Origin of the sequence: Hominisplanchenecus faecis, assembly GCF_020687205.1 — a bacterium.
Taxonomy (GTDB): Bacteria; Bacillota; Clostridia; order Lachnospirales; family Lachnospiraceae; genus Hominisplanchenecus; species Hominisplanchenecus faecis.
Genome location: NZ_JAJEQE010000011.1, coordinates 1 through 17,698, shown reverse-complemented (window position 1 = coordinate 17,698; position 17,698 = coordinate 1). Strand labels below are relative to the sequence as shown.

The window sequence follows — 17,698 nt, the reverse complement described above, 5'->3', positions numbered from 1 at the left end:
GTGAATAATTTTATCATACCTCTTGCGTAAAAGCAAGCTTTTTTTCAGCCAGACAGCGATCTGCCAGAGCTTTTTCTTTTGCTGACAGATCCGCTTTTTCCAGCAGATCCGGTCTTCTTTCTGCCGTCCGGATGACTGACTGTTCTCTTCTCCATTTTTCAATGTTGGCATGATGTCCGGATAACAGCACTTCCGGAACCCGCTTTTCATGCCAGACTTCCGGTCTGCTGTAATGCGGATGCTCCAAAAGATTTCCCTGGAAAGATTCGAATTCGGCAGATGCCTCATTGTGAAGCACACCCGGAACCAGTCTGGAGATCGCATCCATCATCACCATTGCCGGAAGTTCCCCTCCGGTCAGAACATAGTCCCCGATGGAGACGTAGTCTGTCACGATCTCTTCCAGGACACGCTCATCGATCCCTTCATAATGTCCGCACAGAAAGACCAGATCCTGCTCTTTTGCAAATTCTTCCGCCATAGGCTGTGAAAAAGTACTTCCCTGCGGTGTCAGATAGATCACTCTCGGCCGGTAACCGATCTGTTCTTTTACTGCCTCATAGGCTCCATAGACCGGTGCTGCCTGCATGACCATGCCAGCTCCGCCTCCGTACGGTGTATCATCCACCTTATTATGCTTATTCGCAGCATAGTCGCGGATGTCCGTTGCTTTCAGAGAAATATATCCCCGTTCGATCGCCCTGCCCATGATACTGGTATTCATTCCCTGCTCGATCATTTCCGGAAACAGTGTCAGTACGTGAAAATGCATGCTACACCAGCCCTTCCAGAAGATGCACTTTCATGCGCCCTTCTTTCACATCTACTTCCAGAATACACTGACGGATCGCCGGGATCAGGATCTCTTTTCCTTCTTCCGTCACTACCTGATAGACATCGTTTGCTCCGGTCTGGATCACATCATCCAGTGTGCCAAGAAATGCATCATCCTCGGTATAGACCTTAAGTCCGATCAGATCTGCGATAAAATACTCATTTTTCTTAAGTTTTACTGCATGCTCGCGTGTCACAAGCAGCGGACACTTTCTGTATTTTTCAATCTGATTGATATCATTATATTCTTTAAACTTCAGGATAACCATATTTTTGAAAAACTTGACACCTTCCACTTCCAGTTCCAGTTTTTCTCTTCCGGTATCCAGAAGCACTTTTTTCAGTTTTTTAAAACGTTTCGGATCGTCGGTTGTCGGAAATACTTTGACTTCCCCGTGAATACCATGTGTTGCCGTAATCACTCCGACCTGTAAAAATTCTTCCATGTTTCTCCTCCGGGTAAAATTGAATAAAACAAAAACCTCGTCTGCACGAGGTTTTCAACGCAGCATCCTGCAGCTTTTCAGCTACAGAATGTCCACTACAACTTTCTTGTCTTCCTTTGAGGCTGCAGCCTTTACAACTGCACGGATCGCTTTCGCGATTCTGCCCTGTTTACCGATTACTTTTCCCATATCGGATGGGGCAACTTTCAGTTCAACAACCGTTGTCTTTCCAGACTGCCTTTCCGTAACGGTAACTTCTTCCGGATTTTCTACAAGTGACTTAGCGATTACTTCTACTAATTCTTTCATCCTGCCACCTCTTATTTTTCAATACCGGCGATTTTGAAGAGCTTTCCTACTACCTCTGTCGGCTGTGCACCATTTGCCAGCCATTTCTTTGCCAGCTCCTCATCTACCTTGAATTCACTCGGTTCGATGTTCGGATTGTAGGTACCGATCTCCTCGATGAATCTTCCATCTCTCGGGGAACGAGAATCAGCTACAACGATTCTATAGAAAGGATTTTTCTTTTCTCCCATTCTTCTTAATCTGATCTTTACTGCCATTACTTTCACCTCCTCAGTATTTTTATATCTTTGATATCTATGAAAACCTGCCTTTGGCAGCTTCTCTGCATTCTTTATGTGCTAAAACGGAAGCTTGAACCTGCCGCGTTTTGCACCCTTGCCTCCCATCATACCAGGGAACTGTTTCATCATCTTGCGTGTCTGTTCGAACTGTTTGACCAGTTTGTTGACTTCGCTGATGTCCACACCTGCACCTTTTGCGATACGTTTCTTTCTGGACGGATTTAACAGATCCGGATTGGAACGCTCTTTCGGTGTCATGGAGAGGATGATCGCCTCGATGCGTGCCATCTTGGACTCATCCACCGCAGCCTCGATATCTGCTGCTTTATTGCCAATACCCGGCATCATACTTAAGATACTGGATATGCCTCCCATATTTTTAACCTGAGCCATGCTCTCCAGATAATCATCGAAACCAAACTGTGCTTTTTTCAGTTTCTGTTCCATTTCTCTGGCTTTGTCTTCGTCGATATTGGCCTGTGCTTTCTCGATGAGCGTCATCACATCGCCCATGCCTAAAATCCTGGATGCCATACGCTCCGGATAGAACTGTTCCAGATCGGATAACTTCTCGCCCATACCAACATAGAGGATCGGTTTGCCGCAGGTTGCCTTGATCGAGAGTGCCGCACCGCCTCTGGTGTCTCCATCCAGCTTTGTAAGGATGACACCGTCAAGCTCAAGTTTCTGATTGAAGCTGTCTGCCACATTGACCGCATCCTGTCCGGTCATTGCATCCACCACCAGGATCGTCTGATCAACATGAACGGCTTCTTTGATGTTCTGTAACTCCTCCATCATCGCTTCATCGACATGAAGGCGTCCTGCTGTATCAAGGATCACGACATTAAATCCGTGACTCTTTGCATGTTCTACAGCTGCTTTGGCGATATTGACCGGGTTCTGTTTGTCTCCCATGGAGAAAACTTCCACACCCTGCTTCTCACCATTTATCTGAAGCTGCGTGATAGCTGCCGGACGATACACGTCACACGCTACCAGAAGCGGCTTTCTGCCTTTTGATTTGAATTTGCCTGCAAGTTTCGCAGTTGTTGTTGTCTTTCCGGCTCCCTGAAGACCTGCCATCATGATCACAGTAACTTCACTTGCCGGACGCAGTGCAATCTCCGTCGTCTCAGATCCCATCAGGTTTACCAGCTCGTCATTTACGATCTTGATCACCATCTGTCCCGGATTCAGTCCGTTCATCACGTCCTGACCGATTGCACGCTCCTGAACCGCTTTTATAAACTGCTTCACGACTTTAAAGCTGACGTCCGCTTCCAGAAGAGCAAGCTTTACTTCTTTCAGTGCTGTCTTGACATCTGCCTCTGTCAGTCTTCCTTTGCCGCGAAGGTTTTTAAATATATTCTGCAGTTTATCCGATAAACTTTCAAATGCCATCGTAACCTCCACCGTCAGTCGGTTTTATAATTCTTTCAGCAGCTCATCCGAAATCTTCCTTACTTCTTCCGGATCATCTGCCGCCATCCTTATGGCTTCCACCTTTTCTTTCAGACTTACAAATCTCTCAACCAGATGCAGTTTTGTCTCGTAATCATCCAGGATATGTTCGCACCGTTTGATCAGATCGTGCACACCCTGTCTGCTGATTCCCTGATTCTCTGCAACTTCGCTGCAGGAAATATCGTTGAATACTACATCCTCGTATATTTTCTGTTGATGCTCTGTAAGCAGTTCACCATAAAAATCATACAATAATGTCTGCTCTAAAATCTTTTCCACTGCAATCACCTTGGTTATCATACACGAAAGAAGCCACCGTGTCAAGTATTTTTTCTTGACAGGATGGCTTTTTCTTTTTTTATTTCAGATCAAACTTTTTCCTTCTTTTTCTTGTAAAATTTCATGCCTCTGTTGATCACGATCGCGATCCCGATCAGCATAAATTCAGCAACCGTCTGCCACAGTCTGGTCACAAGAGAAATGATCACAGCATATTCTTTCGGCATGATCAGTCCAAGTCCCAGCAAAATGATACCTTCCCTTACTCCAAGACCGGACGGTGTAAACACCGCCAGGATACCGATGATACAGGAGAGTCCGTCAATTCCGGCCACATAGAGAAACTGAGAAACCGGAACCGGATAAATAGAGCATACCAGCATGTAGAACCCGACACCGACAACCAGCCAGTTGCAGATGAACAGCAGTACAACTTTGATCATCTGCGGGTAGGTGATCGGGATTGAAAGATCTTTCTTAATAAATCGCTCCAGGATCTTCAGGAAAAAATTGATGATCTTCGGATTGATGCAGATAAAAAACAGGATCACAAGGCCGATCGTCATCCATTTATAATCGTTGAGCAGGTCATTCGGGAAAAAGAACAGCGAGATCAGAAACAAAAAGGCTGCACCCAGAAGCGTACAGATATTCTCAAGGAAAAAGCAGACCGTCACTTTTCGGATCGGCACTCCGCCTTCTTCATACAGCGGCACACGTGCCAGCAGCATAAAAACCTTTCCCGGAATATATTTCCCCGGTATCGAATACAGATACGCTGTGATCGCCTTGAAATATTGAATGGAACACTTGTTCAATTTCGTGATGTAATGCCATAAAGAGGCCAGCGTCACCTGATAAATGAAATAAAACAGCAGTGCCCCGGCAAATACCGGCCAGTTGATCTCAATATCCAGATTCTTGTAGGAATCATAATTTTTATAAAAATAGCGAATTAGAAAAACGGCAACCAGCAGCAGAAATCCGATCCTGACATATTTCTTCCATTTCTTTTCTCCGTTTTGCTGTGCGTTTTCCAGTATTTCCGCTTCTTCTTTTTTTACCTGTGTGTTTTCTTCCATAACCGATTCTTCTCCTACCATGTTATCTATGATTTCAGAAACCATGTTTTTCTGCCGTCTGTCATCCGGTATAAGCAGTCAGCGAAACGCCTCGCTCTTCCAGTGCTTCTTTCAGTTTTGTTCCTTTGACATAGACAAAATCTTCTTTTTTGTTGTCGTACGCTTCACCGTCGATCAGATAATATGCACCGCTTTTTAATTCCTTTTCATTCGGCAGCTTTTTTGCGATCACAAACACATTGTCTGTATCGTTAAAGCTCTGATACTCTTCTCCGATCAGGTGATAATCCATCAGACGTACCTGGTAAGACTTGATCGGTGCTGCCGTCTCTTCGGCCCATACATAAGAATAATCTTTATAAATATCACCAAACGACAGAATCAGACTGGATGCAGAAGAAATCCTTGCCTCTCTTGTATTATTTTCTGAAATGGTAATGTTCTTTACATTATAGCCAAACAACAGTACAGAGACAAACAATATCAGAGTGCACGCCTGACAGCCTTTCTTTTTCTGGCACAAAAGCAGAACCAGTAAAAACAAAAGCAGTGCCACAACGCCAAACAGGATCACTCCTCCGGAAACATGTTTCCCTTCAAAGGTCAGTTTTCCGGCATGGGTTTTCACAAATGTGCAGAGCATACCCATATATTTCCGCACAAAGCTCTGGTTGTTCAGATACGGAGCCGTGATCTTCGAAAACAGCACAAGCGTAAGGCCGCATCCTGCCACCGAAAGCATTTTCGCCCGAATCCCAAACAGATCCCTTTTCCAGATCAGCACATAAAGTGCCACCATACAGAGAATACCGAAGGCACAGCAGATATAGCGGTCATATACAATACGGTCCACACGAATTTTGGAAGTACCGTAAAAGTTCTTTTTCACACTTTTCAGGAAAAATACAGTTCCAAGGACAAAACTTCCTGCATAAGATAAAAATCCAAACAATGCCAGTGTACCTTCCTGCGATGTCACCTTCTTCGAACGGCGGATCATCAGAAAAACAATGATCACACAGGCGATCAGTCCCACGCAGACCAGTCCAAGCGTTGAACTGAAAGAATTATACAGCCAGCCGATTGCCATCCGAATATAGGATTTGATCCCCGTTCCCTTTCTCAGCAGTTTCAGCGTTCCTTTCGGGATGCCGGTCGCATGAGCTGCAGCGTTTCCCCAGATAGCATGCCTGAAATACTTCACCAGGATCTTGTCGATCACAAGAAAGACTGCCATACTGCCAAAGAAACTGATATACGGAATCCTTCTTTCCCTTTCCTTTGTAAAAAACGGGATCAGCAGTACAGTCATCGCAGAGGCAATCACCATAACGATTCCCCTGCTGTGGCAGGCATAGGCGTACACTGCACAGAAACTCAGCAATATCGTGTAGATCTGACGCTCTTTTTTTGTTTTTGCATACATGGCATTTAAAATAAAAAGTGCACAAACCCAGTTGAGTACGATCAGCATCATATCTCCACGCAGATAGATTGCCTGGAACATCACACTGCTGATGATCGCAGAACCTGCCGCCAGAAGAGCCGCATCTTTTTCTTTTTCGAGCTTCAGATAGCGTCTGCCAATATAGTAAGCCATCACCGGTGTCGTTGCCATAAACAAGGCATTGACAAAAGACGCCGCTTTGTAAACGATGATCGGATCTTTAAAAATCAGAAACGGCAGAAGCCACACAAAAGCCATTCCATAACGGTAATAATATCCACCATTACTTAAAATCCCTGTTCCCCAGTTTCTCCCGGTCAAAAGGGCTGTGTTAGTCAGAGTACCAAGTTCATCCACAACGGTGTTCGTACTCAGACATAATGCCGGCACTCCCATAAGCACCAGCATTACCGCAAACAGTGAGATCATACAAATCCTGTCCTGTTTCGTCATTGTCATTTTATTTTTCCTCTTTCTCTCTGTCATAATCCAGTTTACGTGCATGATACTGTACATCTTCCAAAATCTTGCGATTTGCCGCAATGATGTCTGCCAGCAGTCCGATCACGCCGGTCTGGAAGCCCATCAGCATCAGGATACTTGCAAGGATCAGGGACTGCACATGTCCGTTTCCGGCTCCGGTCGCATAGTAAACCAGAAAACGCACGCCAAGCAGTGCCCCGCAAAGAAAGAGCACACTGCCGATCCCGAGGAAAAATCGCAATGGCTTATACATCATAAAGGAACGGACGATCGTCACCATGGAACGCTTCACATAACCAAACATACTGGAAAACAGTCTGGATTTACGAAGCTCCGGATTGGTACGGATCGGCACCGACTCCATTGCCATTCTGGTGCGTCCTGCCTGGATGATCGTCTCCAGGGTGTAGGTATATTCATTTGTTACATTCAGACGCATCGCTGCGTCACGGCTATAAGCACGGAAACCGCTCGGTGCGTCAGGAATATCGGATTTGGATGCCACACGCACGGTCCAGCTTCCGAAATGCTGAAGCTTTTTCTTGAGCGGTGAAAAATGCTCCGTATCATCGATCGGGCGTTCACCGATCACAATATCTGCCTTTTCCTCCAGGATCGGACGCACCAGTTTTTCGATGTCATCTCCGCAGTACTGATCATCAGCATCGGTATTGACAATGATATCCGCACCGTTTCGCAGGCAGGCATCCAGCCCTGCCATGAACCCCTTTGCCAGTCCGCGGTTCGTCCGGAAATTGACTACATAGTTCACGCCCCAGTTTTTCGCAACTTTAACGGTATCGTCACGGCTTCCGTCGTTGATGATCAGATACTCGATCTCATCGATCCCGTCGATATGTTTTGGCAGATGATTCAGTGCAATTTCCAGCGTCTGTGCCTCGTTATAACATGGCACCTGTATAATTAATTTCATTATTTATCTCTCCTTATTTTTCCTTAGTCCCTGAAATACAGATCTCTTGTATAGACTTTATCCATGACATCCGCAATCTCATCACTACAGCGGTTGGCAAGGATCACATCACTCATTTCTTTAAATTCCTTAAGATCACGGATCACACGGGAGTGAAAGAACGTTTCTTCTTTCATTGCCGGCTCATATACAACCACTTCGATCCCCTTCGCCTTGATCCGCTTCATAACCCCCTGGATCGAGCTCTGGCGGAAGTTGTCTGAATTGGTTTTCATCGTCAGGCGGTATACGCCTACAATCTTTGGATTTTTTTCAATAATGCGCTCTGCAATAAAATCTTTTCTGGTACGGTTTGCTTCTACAATCGCTGCCACAATATTGTTTGGGACATCATGATAGTTTGCAAGCAGCTGTTTGGTGTCCTTTGGAAGACAATATCCGCCATATCCAAAAGACGGATTATTATAATGCGTGCCGATACGAGGATCCAGTCCTACTCCTTCAATGATCTGTTTACTGTCAAGCCCTCTTACCTCTGCATAAGTATCCAGTTCATTGAAAAATGCAACACGCATGGCAAGGTAGGTGTTTGCAAACAATTTGACTGCCTCAGCTTCCGTAAGATCGGTAAAGAGTGTCGGGATCTCCTGCTTGATCGCCCCTTCCTGAAGAAGTGCGGCAAATGCATGTGCCTTGTCACGCTGATTCTCCGGCGATCCGACAATAATACGGGAAGGATACAGATTATCATACAGTGCATGTCCTTCTCTTAAAAATTCCGGTGAGAACAGAATATGGTCTGTATGGTATTTTTCACGGATTCCTTTTGTATAGCCGACCGGAACCGTTGATTTAATCACCATCACGGTATCCGGATTCACCTTCTGTATCAGTTCGATCACCGTTTCGATCGAAGATGTGTCGAAATAATTTTTCTTCGGATCGTAGTTCGTCGGGGTTGCAATGATAACAAAATCAGCATCCTTATAAGCTTTTTCTGCATCTGTCGTTGCTGTCAGGTGCAGATCCTCTCTTGCCAGAAATTCTTCGATTTCTCTGTCTACGATCGGTGACTTCCCTTTATTAATCAAATCAATCTTGCTTTGCAGGATATCGACTGCCCACACATCATTGTGCTGGGAGAGCAGCAGGGCATTGGAAAGCCCTACATATCCCGTTCCCGCTACTGCTATTTTCATATTGCTCCCCTCCTTTTAAAGATTCGGGCGAATCACTTTCGGATTATAGCCATGCTCTTTGAGGGCATTGACGATGCGCTCTTTGTGATCCGTTCCAAATGCTTCCAGTGTGATCTTCAGCTCTACGGCTGCATTGCGGTTCGTGCTTACAAACTGATTGTGATCCAGTTTGATGACATTTCCCTGTTCATTTGCAATAACGGTTGCCACACGAACCAGCTCTCCTGCTTTGTCCGGAAGCAGAACAGATACGGTAAAGATACGGTCTCTCTGGATCAGACCTAACTGTACAACAGAAGACATGGTGATCACATCCATGTTTCCGCCGCTTAAGATCGATACCACTTTTTTGTCTTTTACATCCAGATATTTCAGGGCTGCCACGGTCAGAAGTCCGGAGTTTTCTACGATCATCTTGTGGTTTTCAACCATATCAAGGAAGGCAACGATCAGATCATCGTCCTCAATGGTGATGATATCATCGAGGTTTTTCTGCAGATACGGGAACACATTTTTGCCAGGTGTCTTAACAGCCGTGCCGTCTGCGATCGTATTGACATTTGGCAGTGTCACAACTTCTCCTGCCTGAAGGGAAGCTTTCATGCAGGCTGCCCCTGCCGGTTCCACACCGATCACGCGGATGTTCGGGTTGAGCATCTTAGCCAGTGTGGAGACACCGGTTGCCAGTCCGCCTCCTCCGATCGGAACAAGGATATAATCAACCAGCGGCAGTTCTTTGATGATCTCCATGGCGATCGTTCCCTGACCGGTTGCAACAGCCGGATCATCGAACGGATGGATAAAGGTATAGCCTTCTTTTTCTGCCAGTTCCAGTGCATAGGCACAGGCCTCATCATAGACATCTCCATAGAGAACCACTTCTGCACCGTAGCTCTTGGTGCGGTTTACTTTGATCAGCGGTGTGGTCGTCGGCATAACGATCACTGCCTTTGCACCAAACTCTTTTGCCGCATAGGCAACGCCCTGTGCATGGTTTCCTGCGGAGGCTGTGATCAGACCTTTCTGTCTCTCTTCTTCGCTCAGTGTGCTGATTTTATAGTAAGCACCTCTTACTTTATAAGCACCGGTTGTCTGCATATTTTCCGGTTTCAGATAAACTTTGTTTCCTGTCTGCTCACTGAAATATTTGCTGTAGATCAGCTTTGTCTCCTGAGTAGCTTTTTTTACGATTTCTGAAGCTTCTTCAAATTTGTCTAACGTAAGCATGTCTTTACTCCTCTTCTTCTGAATCTTTCACATCAAAAAGTGCATTTACGAACTCGTCTGCATCGAATTTCTGCAGATCGTCAATACTCTCTCCCACGCCAATATATTTCACCGGGATACCAAGTTCGGAATGGATGGCAACGGCGATACCGCCTTTGGCTGTTCCATCCAATTTGGTAAGAATGATTCCGGTAATATCAGCAATCTCAGAAAATTGTCTTGCCTGTGCAAGTGCATTCTGACCGGTTGTACCGTCCAGCACAACCAGTGTCTCACGGTAAGCTTCCGGATATTCCCGGTCGATCACACGGTTGATTTTTCCAAGCTCTGCCATAAGATTCTTTTTATTATGAAGTCGTCCTGCCGTATCGCAGAGCAATACATCTGCATTACGTGCTTTGGATGCCTGGATCGCATCGTATACAACGGCTGCCGGATCCGATCCTTCCTGTCCGGAAATGATCTCCACTCCTGCACGGTGTGCCCATTCGGTCAGCTGTTCTCCGGCTGCCGCACGGAACGTATCGGCTGCCGCCAGAATTACTTTCTTTCCCTGGTCTTTTAATTTTCCTGCCAGTTTTCCGATGCTGGTTGTCTTACCGACACCGTTGACTCCGATCACCAGGACAACAGACTGACGGTTTTCAAACTCATACGCCGTCTCGCCGACATTCATCTGAGCTTTGATGCTGTCGATCAGCAGTTGTTTGCAGGCAGAAGGCTCTTTGATGTGCTGCTCTTTCACCTTCTGTTTCAGATCTTCTATGATCGCGGTTGTCGCATTGATCCCGAGATCTCCCATGATCAGGATTTCCTCGATCTCCTCATAAAAATCCTCATCTATTGCGGAAAATCCGCTGAAAATAGAATCAATACCGGAAACGATATTGTTTCTTGTCTTGGTCAGTCCTTCTACCAGGCGCTTAAAAAATCCTTTTTTCTCACCCATCTTCTTTCCTTTCTCACTGATCCAGTGCCTCTTCGATCAGATTTACCGATACCAGTGCAGAGATTCCTTTTTCCTGCATCGTGATGCCATACAGCCGGTCGGCCGCTGCCATCGTTCCGCGTCTGTGTGTAATAATAATAAATTGTGTATTTTTTGTCAACTTGTGCAGATAATTTGCATAGCGACTGACATTCGCCTCATCCAGTGCCGCCTCGATCTCATCCAAAAGACAGAACGGGGACGGTTTGAGGTGCTGGATAGCAAAAAGCAGGGCGATCGCCGTTAAGGCCTTCTCGCCTCCGGAGAGCTGCATCATATTCTGCAGTTTTTTGCCCGGCGGCTGAGAGATGATCCGGATGCCTGCCTCCAGAATATCTTCATCATCCACAAGCTCCAGCGTTCCTTTGCCGCCTCCGAACAATTCACGAAAAGCTTTGTCAAATTCCACCTGGATCCTGGCAAAATTCTCCCGGAACTGCTTGCGCATCCCTTCATCCAGCTCCAGAATGATCTCTTCTAAAGCTTTCTCTGCTTTGATGAGATCATCGTGCTGATTCTGAAGAAATCCATGCCGCTGTGACATCTCTTTGTAATCTTCGATCGCATTGACGTTGATGTTGCCCATCTGGCGGATCGCTGCTTTGATCTCCTCGATCCGTTTTCTGGTCTGCTTCTGATCCATGCCGTTTTCATTCCGGAACGCAGCAGCTTCCGAAGGTGTCACCTGATATTCATCCCAGATCTGACTGATCCGCTCTTCTTTTTGACTTTCAAGCTTTTCCTGCATGGATGCAAGCCGGAAGTTTTCTTTGTCCAGATCTGCGATCTGCCCGGAAAGCTCCTCCCGCCTTGTAAAAAAGGTTTTCTGTGCCGCACTTTTCTCTTCTTTTTGTGCCTGAAGCTTCTGCAGCTGCCTGCCATGATCGCGTCCATGGTCTTTCGTACCTGCAATGCGGCTTTCAATCTGCCGGATCTGTGCTTCTTTTTCTGCAATGACATCCAGACTTTCCCGCTTTTTCTGCCCGATCTCTTTTTCTTCTTCCCTTAGATTTCGGATTTCTTTTTCGATACGTTTGAGATTCTGCCCTGCAAATTCTTCTTTTTGTCCGGCATTTGCAAGCTCCAGATGCAGCTTTTCAATACGGGCGTTCTGCTGCTCCAGCTCCGCCCTCTGGACTTCCTGTTCTTTCTGCCATCCCAGGATCTGTTCCTGCAGCTGTGCTTCTCTTTTTTCAGACTCTTTCACAGCTTCTTCGATCTGTTCTTTTTCCCGGCTGATCTGCTTTAATTCGCCGTCTAACTGGGCAGATTCTTCCTGAAGCCTTGTCAGCTCTTCTTTGGATTCTTCCCGTTTTTCTTCCATCTGGCGGATCTCCATGCGTGCCGTATTCTGAGAAACATAGGCTTTCTGAAGCTTTTCATTCAGAATTACAACTGTTTCGCGATGTTCATTCCTTTTTTTTCGGTTTTCATCGACTTCCAGCTGCAATTCTTTCCATTCTTTTTCCAGTGCCTGTACTTTCTTTTGCAGCTCTTCAACTTCTCTTCTGCGTCCCAGAAGATTGCTGCTGTTGCGGTAGGCACCACCTGTCATGGAACCGCCCGGACTTAAAGACTCTCCTTCCAGCGTAACGATCCGCAGAGAATGGTGATATTTCCTGGCAGCTGCGATCGCATGATCCATATTGTCTGCGACAAGTGTCCTGCCAAGAAGGTATTCCACCAGTGCACGGTATTTCTCTTCTGTCCGGACCAGAGTGCTCGCAACGCCCAAAATCCCCGGTTCTTTCACGGCATCTTTGTTTCCTGCATTTCCTTTTCTTCCGATGGCAGTCAGCGGAAGGAAGGTAGCCCGGCCATATTTGCCACGTTTCAGAAATTCAATCATGCGTTTTGCGGTCTCTTCCCTGTCCGTCACAATATTCTGTATACTGCCGCCAAGTGCCGTCTCGATTGCCGTCTCATAAGAAGATTCTACTTTGATCAGATCGGCTACAACGCCGAGGATCCCCGGATTTTTGTCTTTTTGCTCCATCACCTTCCGGATACTGTTTCCGTATCCATCATAGCGTTCTGTTAAATTGCTCAGTGTCTCAAGCCTTGATTTCTCCCGGTGATAGAAAGACTGTTTCTGTTCCAGTTCCCGGTTCTGCCCTGCCAGTTTCTGCTGGAGCTGTTCAATCTTATCTTCCTGCTCTTTGCTCTTCCGGAGCTGTTTTTCAATCTCTTCCGACACCGTTTCGTAGGCAGTCTGATATTCCTGAAGCGTCTCCTGCCATCTGGCATCTTCGCTGCCGATCCGAAGGAGCTTTCCGGTTACTTCTGCTTTTCGGATCTGCATCTGTTCCTGCATGGTATCGTATCGCTGAACATTTCCTTTCACCGAAGCACGCTGATTCAAAAGTGAAATGATTTCATTTTTCCCGTCCTCGATCTGCATTTCCAGATGGGAGAGCATCGCCGTTGTCGCATCCGCTTCCAGGCGATAGTCCGCTTCCGTCAAAGAAACCTGCTCCTGTTTTTCCTTTGCAAGCAAAAACGCCTGCTCTTCCGCTTTTCTCTGTTTTTCTTTTCTGGAAAGTTCGCTCTCGATCACGCTCTTTCGCTCTTTTAAGCGGACTTCCTGATCCTCCTGTGCCCGGATCTGCTCTTTCAGGACTTCGATCTGACCGGTGAGCTGCTGGTGGAGCAACTGACTTTGCCGCTCCTGTTCCCGGATCTGCTCGATCCGCTCTTCCAGCTCCTCGATCGCTTTTTCTTCTGTTTCATAATGGATGCGGATCGTCTCGTATTCTTTCTTTATATCAGAAAGCTGCTCTTCGGCAATCTTTCGTTTTTCATCCAGATTCGCAAGTTCTGCTTTCCGCTGCTCCATTTCCAGCAGAAATAGATGCAGATCGATCTTTTTTAATTCTTCTTTTTTCTTCAGGTAGATCTTTGCCTGTTCTGCCTGATGCTGAAGCGGAACCAGCTGACGCTGAAGTTCCGAGAGAATATCGTTTACGCGGACAAGGTTCGCTCTTTCATCCTCCAGCTTTTTCACGGCTGCCGCTTTTCTTCGTTTGAACTTGACAATCCCGGCTGCCTCATCAAACAATTCTCTTCGATCTTCCGGTCTGCCGCTTAAGATCTTTTCAATCTGTCCCTGGCCGATGATGGAGTAACCCTCTTTTCCGATACCGGTGTCGTAGAAAATCTCCTGAATATCTTTCAGACGGCAGGAAGTTCCGTTTAAACGATATTCGCTCTCGCCGGAGCGGTAGACGCGGCGGCTGACCGTCACTTCCTCATAATCCACCGGCAGTTTGTGGTCGGCGTTGTCCAGTGTGATCGAAACCGACGCAAAGCCGAGCGGTTTTCGATTTTCCGTACCGGAAAAAATCACATCCTGCATGTTGCTTCCTCGCAGCTGTCTGGCACTCTGCTCACCAAGTACCCAGCGAACCGCATCTCCTACGTTGCTCTTTCCGCTTCCGTTTGGCCCTACGATCCCGGTAATACCATTATGAAATTTAAAATCAATCTTGTTTGCAAATGATTTGAATCCCTGGATCTCAAGGCTCTTTAAATACATGTCTCAGGCATTTCCTTTCAGTTTGATAATGGCACGGTAAGCGGCTTCCTGCTCTGCGGCTTTCTTGGTCCTTCCCGTTCCTTCGCCCAGTGTCTTGTCTCCCACTACCAGACTTACTACAAATTTCTTGTCATGATCCGGTCCGATCTCTCCTGTCAGCACATACTCGATCTCTTTGCCTTTATAGTCACTCTGCACGATCTCCTGCAGAATAGTCTTGCTATCATAAAAGAGTTTTTTATGTTCGATATCCTTTAGAATAAATTTATGGATAAACTCCTTTGCACTAGCAAAACCACCATCCAGATAGATAGCTCCTATTACACTCTCCATAGCATCAGATACGATAGAATCCCGGTTTCTTCCGCCTGTCCGTTCTTCTCCCTTGCCAAGGAAAAGATAGCTTCCGAGGCTGATCTCGTGCGTACACAGTGCCAGCGTCGGTTCACATACAATGCTGGCACGGAGTTTTGTCATTTCGCCCTCAGCCATATCCGGGTAATTGTAAAATAAATACTCACTGCTGATGATCTCCAGAACCGCATCGCCAAGAAACTCCAGACGTTCATTGTCTTTGAGTCCTTCGTGCCTGTGTTCGTTTGCATAAGAACTGTGTGTGAGAGCCTGCTTAAACAAGGTCTTATCTTTGAAGGTATAGCCAATCTTTCCTTCCAGCTCTTTTAAATCTTTTGTCTGTTTCATCTTGTTCCTCGCTTTCTGTTTCAGTCGGATATACAGAAGGTGCTGACTTGCAGCACCTTCCCATCTGTCGTTATCGTCAGACCCCTTTTAATTTAATGCACTTTTGATTGCTTCTACTGCATCACCGACAGAAACGATCTTTTCTGCTTCTTCATTTGGAATCTCGATATCGAATTCTTCTTCAATCCCCATGATAATCTGGAAAACATCCAGGGAATCTGCACCAAGTTCATCTACAAAGGTGGTATCCAGCGTAATTTCGTTTGCATCTACGTTTAACACTTCTGCGATGATTTTTGCTAACTTTTCAAATTCCATAATAAAATACCTCTCTTATCCTTTTTGGTCTTCTTTTATAATATTTTCTCTGATTTTCTGATTGATCTCCTGTTTTGTGAACTGGACACACTGAAGGATGGAATTTTTCACTTCCACTGCCTTTGAACTTCCGTGTGTCTTTACGACCAGTCCGTTCAAACCTAAAAGCGGTGCTCCGCCATACTGGCTGGCATCAAAAGATTTGAGCGTTTCTTTCAATGCAGGTTTTACTAGTAATGCACCGATTTTGGAACGCAGGCTTGTCATCATGCCCTGCTTGACTTTACTGATCAGAGTTGCACCGACACCTTCGTAAAGTTTCAGGATCACGTTTCCCACGAACGCCTCACAGACGATCACATCGCACACTCCCTGTGGAATGTCGCGTGCCTCCACACTTCCGATAAAATTGAGCTCTTTGCATTCTTTGAGCAATGGAAACGTCTCTTTTACAAGTGCATTGCCCTTTTCCTCTTCCGCACCGATGTTGACCAGCCCGACTCTCGGATTTTTGACTCCCATAACATTTTCCATGTAGATGGAACCGATCTTTGCAAACTGCACCAGATGGGAAGGTCTGGCATCCACGTTTGCCCCACAGTCGATCAGGAGAGAAACTCCGTTCTTTGTCGGAATAAGCGGTGCCAGCGGCGGTCTTTCAATTCCTTTGATCCTGCCAACGATCACCTGACCTCCTACAAGGATCGCTCCGCTGCTTCCTGCAGAAACAAACGCATCTGCTTCTTTCTGCTTGACCATATTCATACCTTTTACGATCGAAGAATCTTTTTTCCTGCGAATTGCCATGACAGGCGGTTCGGCCGTTTCGATCACTTCTTCGGTATGCACGATCTCCAGCCTTTCTTTTGGAAAGGTGTATTTTGAAAGCTCGGCTTCGATCACCGGCTTTCTTCCCGTCAGGTAGATAAAAATATCTTCTCTGGCGTTCAGTGCTTCTACGGCACCTTTGACGATTTCTCCGGGTGCGTTGTCTCCGCCCATGGCATCTACAACCACCCTGACCATATCCTGCATAGTTTTTCCTCCTGTTGCAATTCCTAATATACTAGAGTGCGATATAAAAATCAACCTAAAATTTTTGCAGATCCTTTCATAAAAAATCAGGGACCAAACAACATCAAATTGTTCAATCCCTGATTCTATAGCATTTATGCAATTAGTCTTCAACTGCAACGATTTCTTTTTTGTTATATGTTCCGCAGTTTTTGCAAACTCTGTGAGACATCATCAGTTCACCACATTTGCTGCATTTTACCAGATTCGGAGCAGTCATTTTCCAGTTTGCTCTTCTCTTGTCTCTTCTTCCTTTGGAAGATTTATTCTTTGGACAGATTGACATGGCTTACACCTCCTTAAATTTATTGAAGATATCACGGATCTGTGCCATTCTGGGATCTAAATCTGTATGATCACAGTCGCAGGTCCCATGATTCAGATTCTTACCGCATATACTGCAGATTCCTTTACAGTCCTCTTTGCACAGCACACGAAGCGGCCAGTTCACCAGAATCTCGCTGTAGACCAGCTCATCCACATCCAGGTCATATCCATGTATATACGCACATTCATCGAGCGCTTCCCGTCGTTCTTCTTCGGTAAGATTCATGTCGATTTTCTTCTCAAAATCGAGTTCAAACTCTACCGGAACTTCCTCCAGGCAACGTCCGCAGGGAATCAGAATCGTAAGATCCATCCTGCCCTGTATTAACAGATTCCGCTTTCCTTTGTTCGTGAGAACCAGTGAAACCGGAGTCTTTCGGGTAATCGGATACTTGCCGAGCTTCATCTCAAATGTATCCGGACCGAAGTCTGCATCTACCCGCAGTATCTTTCCATCGTCTTTCAGTACATCGTTTAAAGCAATCTGCATAATATCCTCCTATCCACGCCTAAACTATTATATCCGTGCATCTGGCATTTGTCAACCCATTTTTTTGTTTCAGGTCGAACGCATGCAAGATCCGGCACGCGATCCTGTCAGTCCAGGCAATAAGAAACTGCCGCAAATCTCTTTGCAGCAGTTTCTTCTATTAAAAATATAAAATGATGCCAGGGTCAAAAGGTCTAAATCCACATGAGCTTGCTCATAGGTGGATGAAAGACCTTGGGACCCGCCCCGATATGAGCATAAAAGTGGGATGATAAT

General features: G+C 46.0%; 18 protein-coding genes. All 18 read right to left on the bottom strand.

Going from position 1 to position 17,698, the window contains the following annotated elements; all coding sequences use genetic code 11:
* Nucleotides 1-13: 13 nt before the first annotated feature.
* Nucleotides 14-772, bottom strand: coding sequence for a tRNA (guanosine(37)-N1)-methyltransferase TrmD (gene trmD, locus LKD42_RS05015; RefSeq protein WP_173895834.1), 759 nt, complete (start codon nucleotides 770-772; stop codon nucleotides 14-16).
* A 1-nt stretch (nucleotide 773) separates the two neighbouring features.
* Complete coding sequence (gene rimM / locus LKD42_RS05010) at nucleotides 774-1,280, bottom strand: ribosome maturation factor RimM (protein ID WP_248834991.1); 507 nt, start codon at nucleotides 1,278-1,280, stop codon at nucleotides 774-776.
* An 81-nt stretch (nucleotides 1,281-1,361) separates the two neighbouring features.
* A complete protein-coding gene (locus LKD42_RS05005) occupies nucleotides 1,362-1,589 on the bottom strand; it encodes a KH domain-containing protein (RefSeq protein WP_022119347.1) in 228 nt (75 codons plus the stop codon).
* Between the two features lie 11 nt (nucleotides 1,590-1,600).
* Nucleotides 1,601-1,846 carry a 30S ribosomal protein S16 gene (rpsP, locus tag LKD42_RS05000; RefSeq protein ID WP_147631289.1) on the bottom strand — a complete coding sequence of 82 codons (246 nt, stop codon included), beginning with the start codon at nucleotides 1,844-1,846 and terminating at the stop codon, nucleotides 1,601-1,603.
* Nucleotides 1,847-1,927: 81 nt separating this feature from the next.
* A complete protein-coding gene (gene ffh, locus LKD42_RS04995) occupies nucleotides 1,928-3,274 on the bottom strand; it encodes a signal recognition particle protein (RefSeq protein WP_022119345.1) in 1,347 nt (448 codons plus the stop codon).
* 24 nt (nucleotides 3,275-3,298) lie between these two features.
* On the bottom strand, nucleotides 3,299-3,637 hold the full coding sequence (gene ylxM / locus LKD42_RS04990; protein WP_147631288.1) for a YlxM family DNA-binding protein: 339 nt from the start codon (nucleotides 3,635-3,637) through the stop codon (nucleotides 3,299-3,301).
* Nucleotides 3,638-3,705: 68 nt separating this feature from the next.
* Nucleotides 3,706-4,719: a lysylphosphatidylglycerol synthase domain-containing protein gene (locus LKD42_RS04985; RefSeq protein WP_248834990.1), complete on the bottom strand. Its 1,014-nt coding sequence runs from the start codon at nucleotides 4,717-4,719 to the stop codon at nucleotides 3,706-3,708.
* Nucleotides 4,720-4,759: 40 nt separating this feature from the next.
* A complete protein-coding gene (locus LKD42_RS04980) occupies nucleotides 4,760-6,604 on the bottom strand; it encodes a hypothetical protein (protein ID WP_248834989.1) in 1,845 nt (614 codons plus the stop codon).
* Between the two features lies 1 nt (nucleotide 6,605).
* Nucleotides 6,606-7,562 carry a glycosyltransferase family 2 protein gene (locus LKD42_RS04975; RefSeq protein ID WP_147631332.1) on the bottom strand — a complete coding sequence of 319 codons (957 nt, stop codon included), beginning with the start codon at nucleotides 7,560-7,562 and terminating at the stop codon, nucleotides 6,606-6,608.
* A 23-nt stretch (nucleotides 7,563-7,585) separates the two neighbouring features.
* Entirely contained in the window at nucleotides 7,586-8,761 is a 1,176-nt protein-coding gene (locus tag LKD42_RS04970) for a nucleotide sugar dehydrogenase (RefSeq protein WP_248834988.1), read from the bottom strand.
* 15 nt (nucleotides 8,762-8,776) lie between these two features.
* Nucleotides 8,777-9,988 carry a threonine ammonia-lyase gene (ilvA, locus tag LKD42_RS04965; protein WP_173897341.1) on the bottom strand — a complete coding sequence of 404 codons (1,212 nt, stop codon included), beginning with the start codon at nucleotides 9,986-9,988 and terminating at the stop codon, nucleotides 8,777-8,779.
* 4 nt (nucleotides 9,989-9,992) lie between these two features.
* Complete coding sequence (ftsY, locus tag LKD42_RS04960) at nucleotides 9,993-10,937, bottom strand: signal recognition particle-docking protein FtsY (RefSeq protein ID WP_248834987.1); 945 nt, start codon at nucleotides 10,935-10,937, stop codon at nucleotides 9,993-9,995.
* A 13-nt stretch (nucleotides 10,938-10,950) separates the two neighbouring features.
* Nucleotides 10,951-14,511, bottom strand: coding sequence for a chromosome segregation protein SMC (gene smc / locus LKD42_RS04955; protein ID WP_248834986.1), 3,561 nt, complete (start codon nucleotides 14,509-14,511; stop codon nucleotides 10,951-10,953).
* A 3-nt stretch (nucleotides 14,512-14,514) separates the two neighbouring features.
* A complete protein-coding gene (gene rnc / locus LKD42_RS04950) occupies nucleotides 14,515-15,213 on the bottom strand; it encodes a ribonuclease III (RefSeq protein ID WP_022119334.1) in 699 nt (232 codons plus the stop codon).
* 87 nt (nucleotides 15,214-15,300) lie between these two features.
* Entirely contained in the window at nucleotides 15,301-15,531 is a 231-nt protein-coding gene (gene acpP, locus LKD42_RS04945; RefSeq protein ID WP_022119333.1) for an acyl carrier protein, read from the bottom strand.
* A gap of 15 nt (nucleotides 15,532-15,546) precedes the next feature.
* Nucleotides 15,547-16,566 (bottom strand): phosphate acyltransferase PlsX, encoded by a 1,020-nt coding sequence (gene plsX, locus LKD42_RS04940; protein WP_022119332.1) that lies wholly within the window; start codon nucleotides 16,564-16,566, stop codon nucleotides 15,547-15,549.
* Between the two features lie 142 nt (nucleotides 16,567-16,708).
* A complete protein-coding gene (rpmF, locus tag LKD42_RS04935) occupies nucleotides 16,709-16,891 on the bottom strand; it encodes a 50S ribosomal protein L32 (RefSeq protein ID WP_022119331.1) in 183 nt (60 codons plus the stop codon).
* A 3-nt stretch (nucleotides 16,892-16,894) separates the two neighbouring features.
* Complete coding sequence (locus LKD42_RS04930; protein WP_022119330.1) at nucleotides 16,895-17,422, bottom strand: YceD family protein; 528 nt, start codon at nucleotides 17,420-17,422, stop codon at nucleotides 16,895-16,897.
* Nucleotides 17,423-17,698: the final 276 nt, after the last annotated feature.

What these genes read in the sequence shown, in the direction of transcription:
- ilvA (WP_173897341.1), bottom strand. Translation starts at nt 9,988, where the DNA reads ATGCTTACGTTAGACAAATTTGAAGAAGCTTCAGAAATCGTAAAAAAA.
- smc (WP_248834986.1), bottom strand. Translation starts at nt 14,511, where the DNA reads ATGTATTTAAAGAGCCTTGAGATCCAGGGATTCAAATCATTTGCAAAC.
- LKD42_RS04975 (WP_147631332.1), bottom strand. Translation starts at nt 7,562, where the DNA reads ATGAAATTAATTATACAGGTGCCATGTTATAACGAGGCACAGACGCTG.
- rpmF (WP_022119331.1), bottom strand. Translation starts at nt 16,891, where the DNA reads ATGTCAATCTGTCCAAAGAATAAATCTTCCAAAGGAAGAAGAGACAAG.
- ffh (WP_022119345.1), bottom strand. Translation starts at nt 3,274, where the DNA reads ATGGCATTTGAAAGTTTATCGGATAAACTGCAGAATATATTTAAAAAC.
- ftsY (WP_248834987.1), bottom strand. Translation starts at nt 10,937, where the DNA reads ATGGGTGAGAAAAAAGGATTTTTTAAGCGCCTGGTAGAAGGACTGACC.
- rpsP (WP_147631289.1), bottom strand. Translation starts at nt 1,846, where the DNA reads ATGGCAGTAAAGATCAGATTAAGAAGAATGGGAGAAAAGAAAAATCCT.
- plsX (WP_022119332.1), bottom strand. Translation starts at nt 16,566, where the DNA reads ATGCAGGATATGGTCAGGGTGGTTGTAGATGCCATGGGCGGAGACAAC.
- LKD42_RS04985 (WP_248834990.1), bottom strand. Translation starts at nt 4,719, where the DNA reads ATGGTAGGAGAAGAATCGGTTATGGAAGAAAACACACAGGTAAAAAAA.
- LKD42_RS05005 (WP_022119347.1), bottom strand. Translation starts at nt 1,589, where the DNA reads ATGAAAGAATTAGTAGAAGTAATCGCTAAGTCACTTGTAGAAAATCCG.
- LKD42_RS04930 (WP_022119330.1), bottom strand. Translation starts at nt 17,422, where the DNA reads ATGCAGATTGCTTTAAACGATGTACTGAAAGACGATGGAAAGATACTG.
- LKD42_RS04970 (WP_248834988.1), bottom strand. Translation starts at nt 8,761, where the DNA reads ATGAAAATAGCAGTAGCGGGAACGGGATATGTAGGGCTTTCCAATGCC.
- LKD42_RS04980 (WP_248834989.1), bottom strand. Translation starts at nt 6,604, where the DNA reads ATGACAATGACGAAACAGGACAGGATTTGTATGATCTCACTGTTTGCG.
- ylxM (WP_147631288.1), bottom strand. Translation starts at nt 3,637, where the DNA reads ATGATAACCAAGGTGATTGCAGTGGAAAAGATTTTAGAGCAGACATTA.
- acpP (WP_022119333.1), bottom strand. Translation starts at nt 15,531, where the DNA reads ATGGAATTTGAAAAGTTAGCAAAAATCATCGCAGAAGTGTTAAACGTA.
- rimM (WP_248834991.1), bottom strand. Translation starts at nt 1,280, where the DNA reads ATGGAAGAATTTTTACAGGTCGGAGTGATTACGGCAACACATGGTATT.
- rnc (WP_022119334.1), bottom strand. Translation starts at nt 15,213, where the DNA reads ATGAAACAGACAAAAGATTTAAAAGAGCTGGAAGGAAAGATTGGCTAT.
- trmD (WP_173895834.1), bottom strand. Translation starts at nt 772, where the DNA reads ATGCATTTTCACGTACTGACACTGTTTCCGGAAATGATCGAGCAGGGA.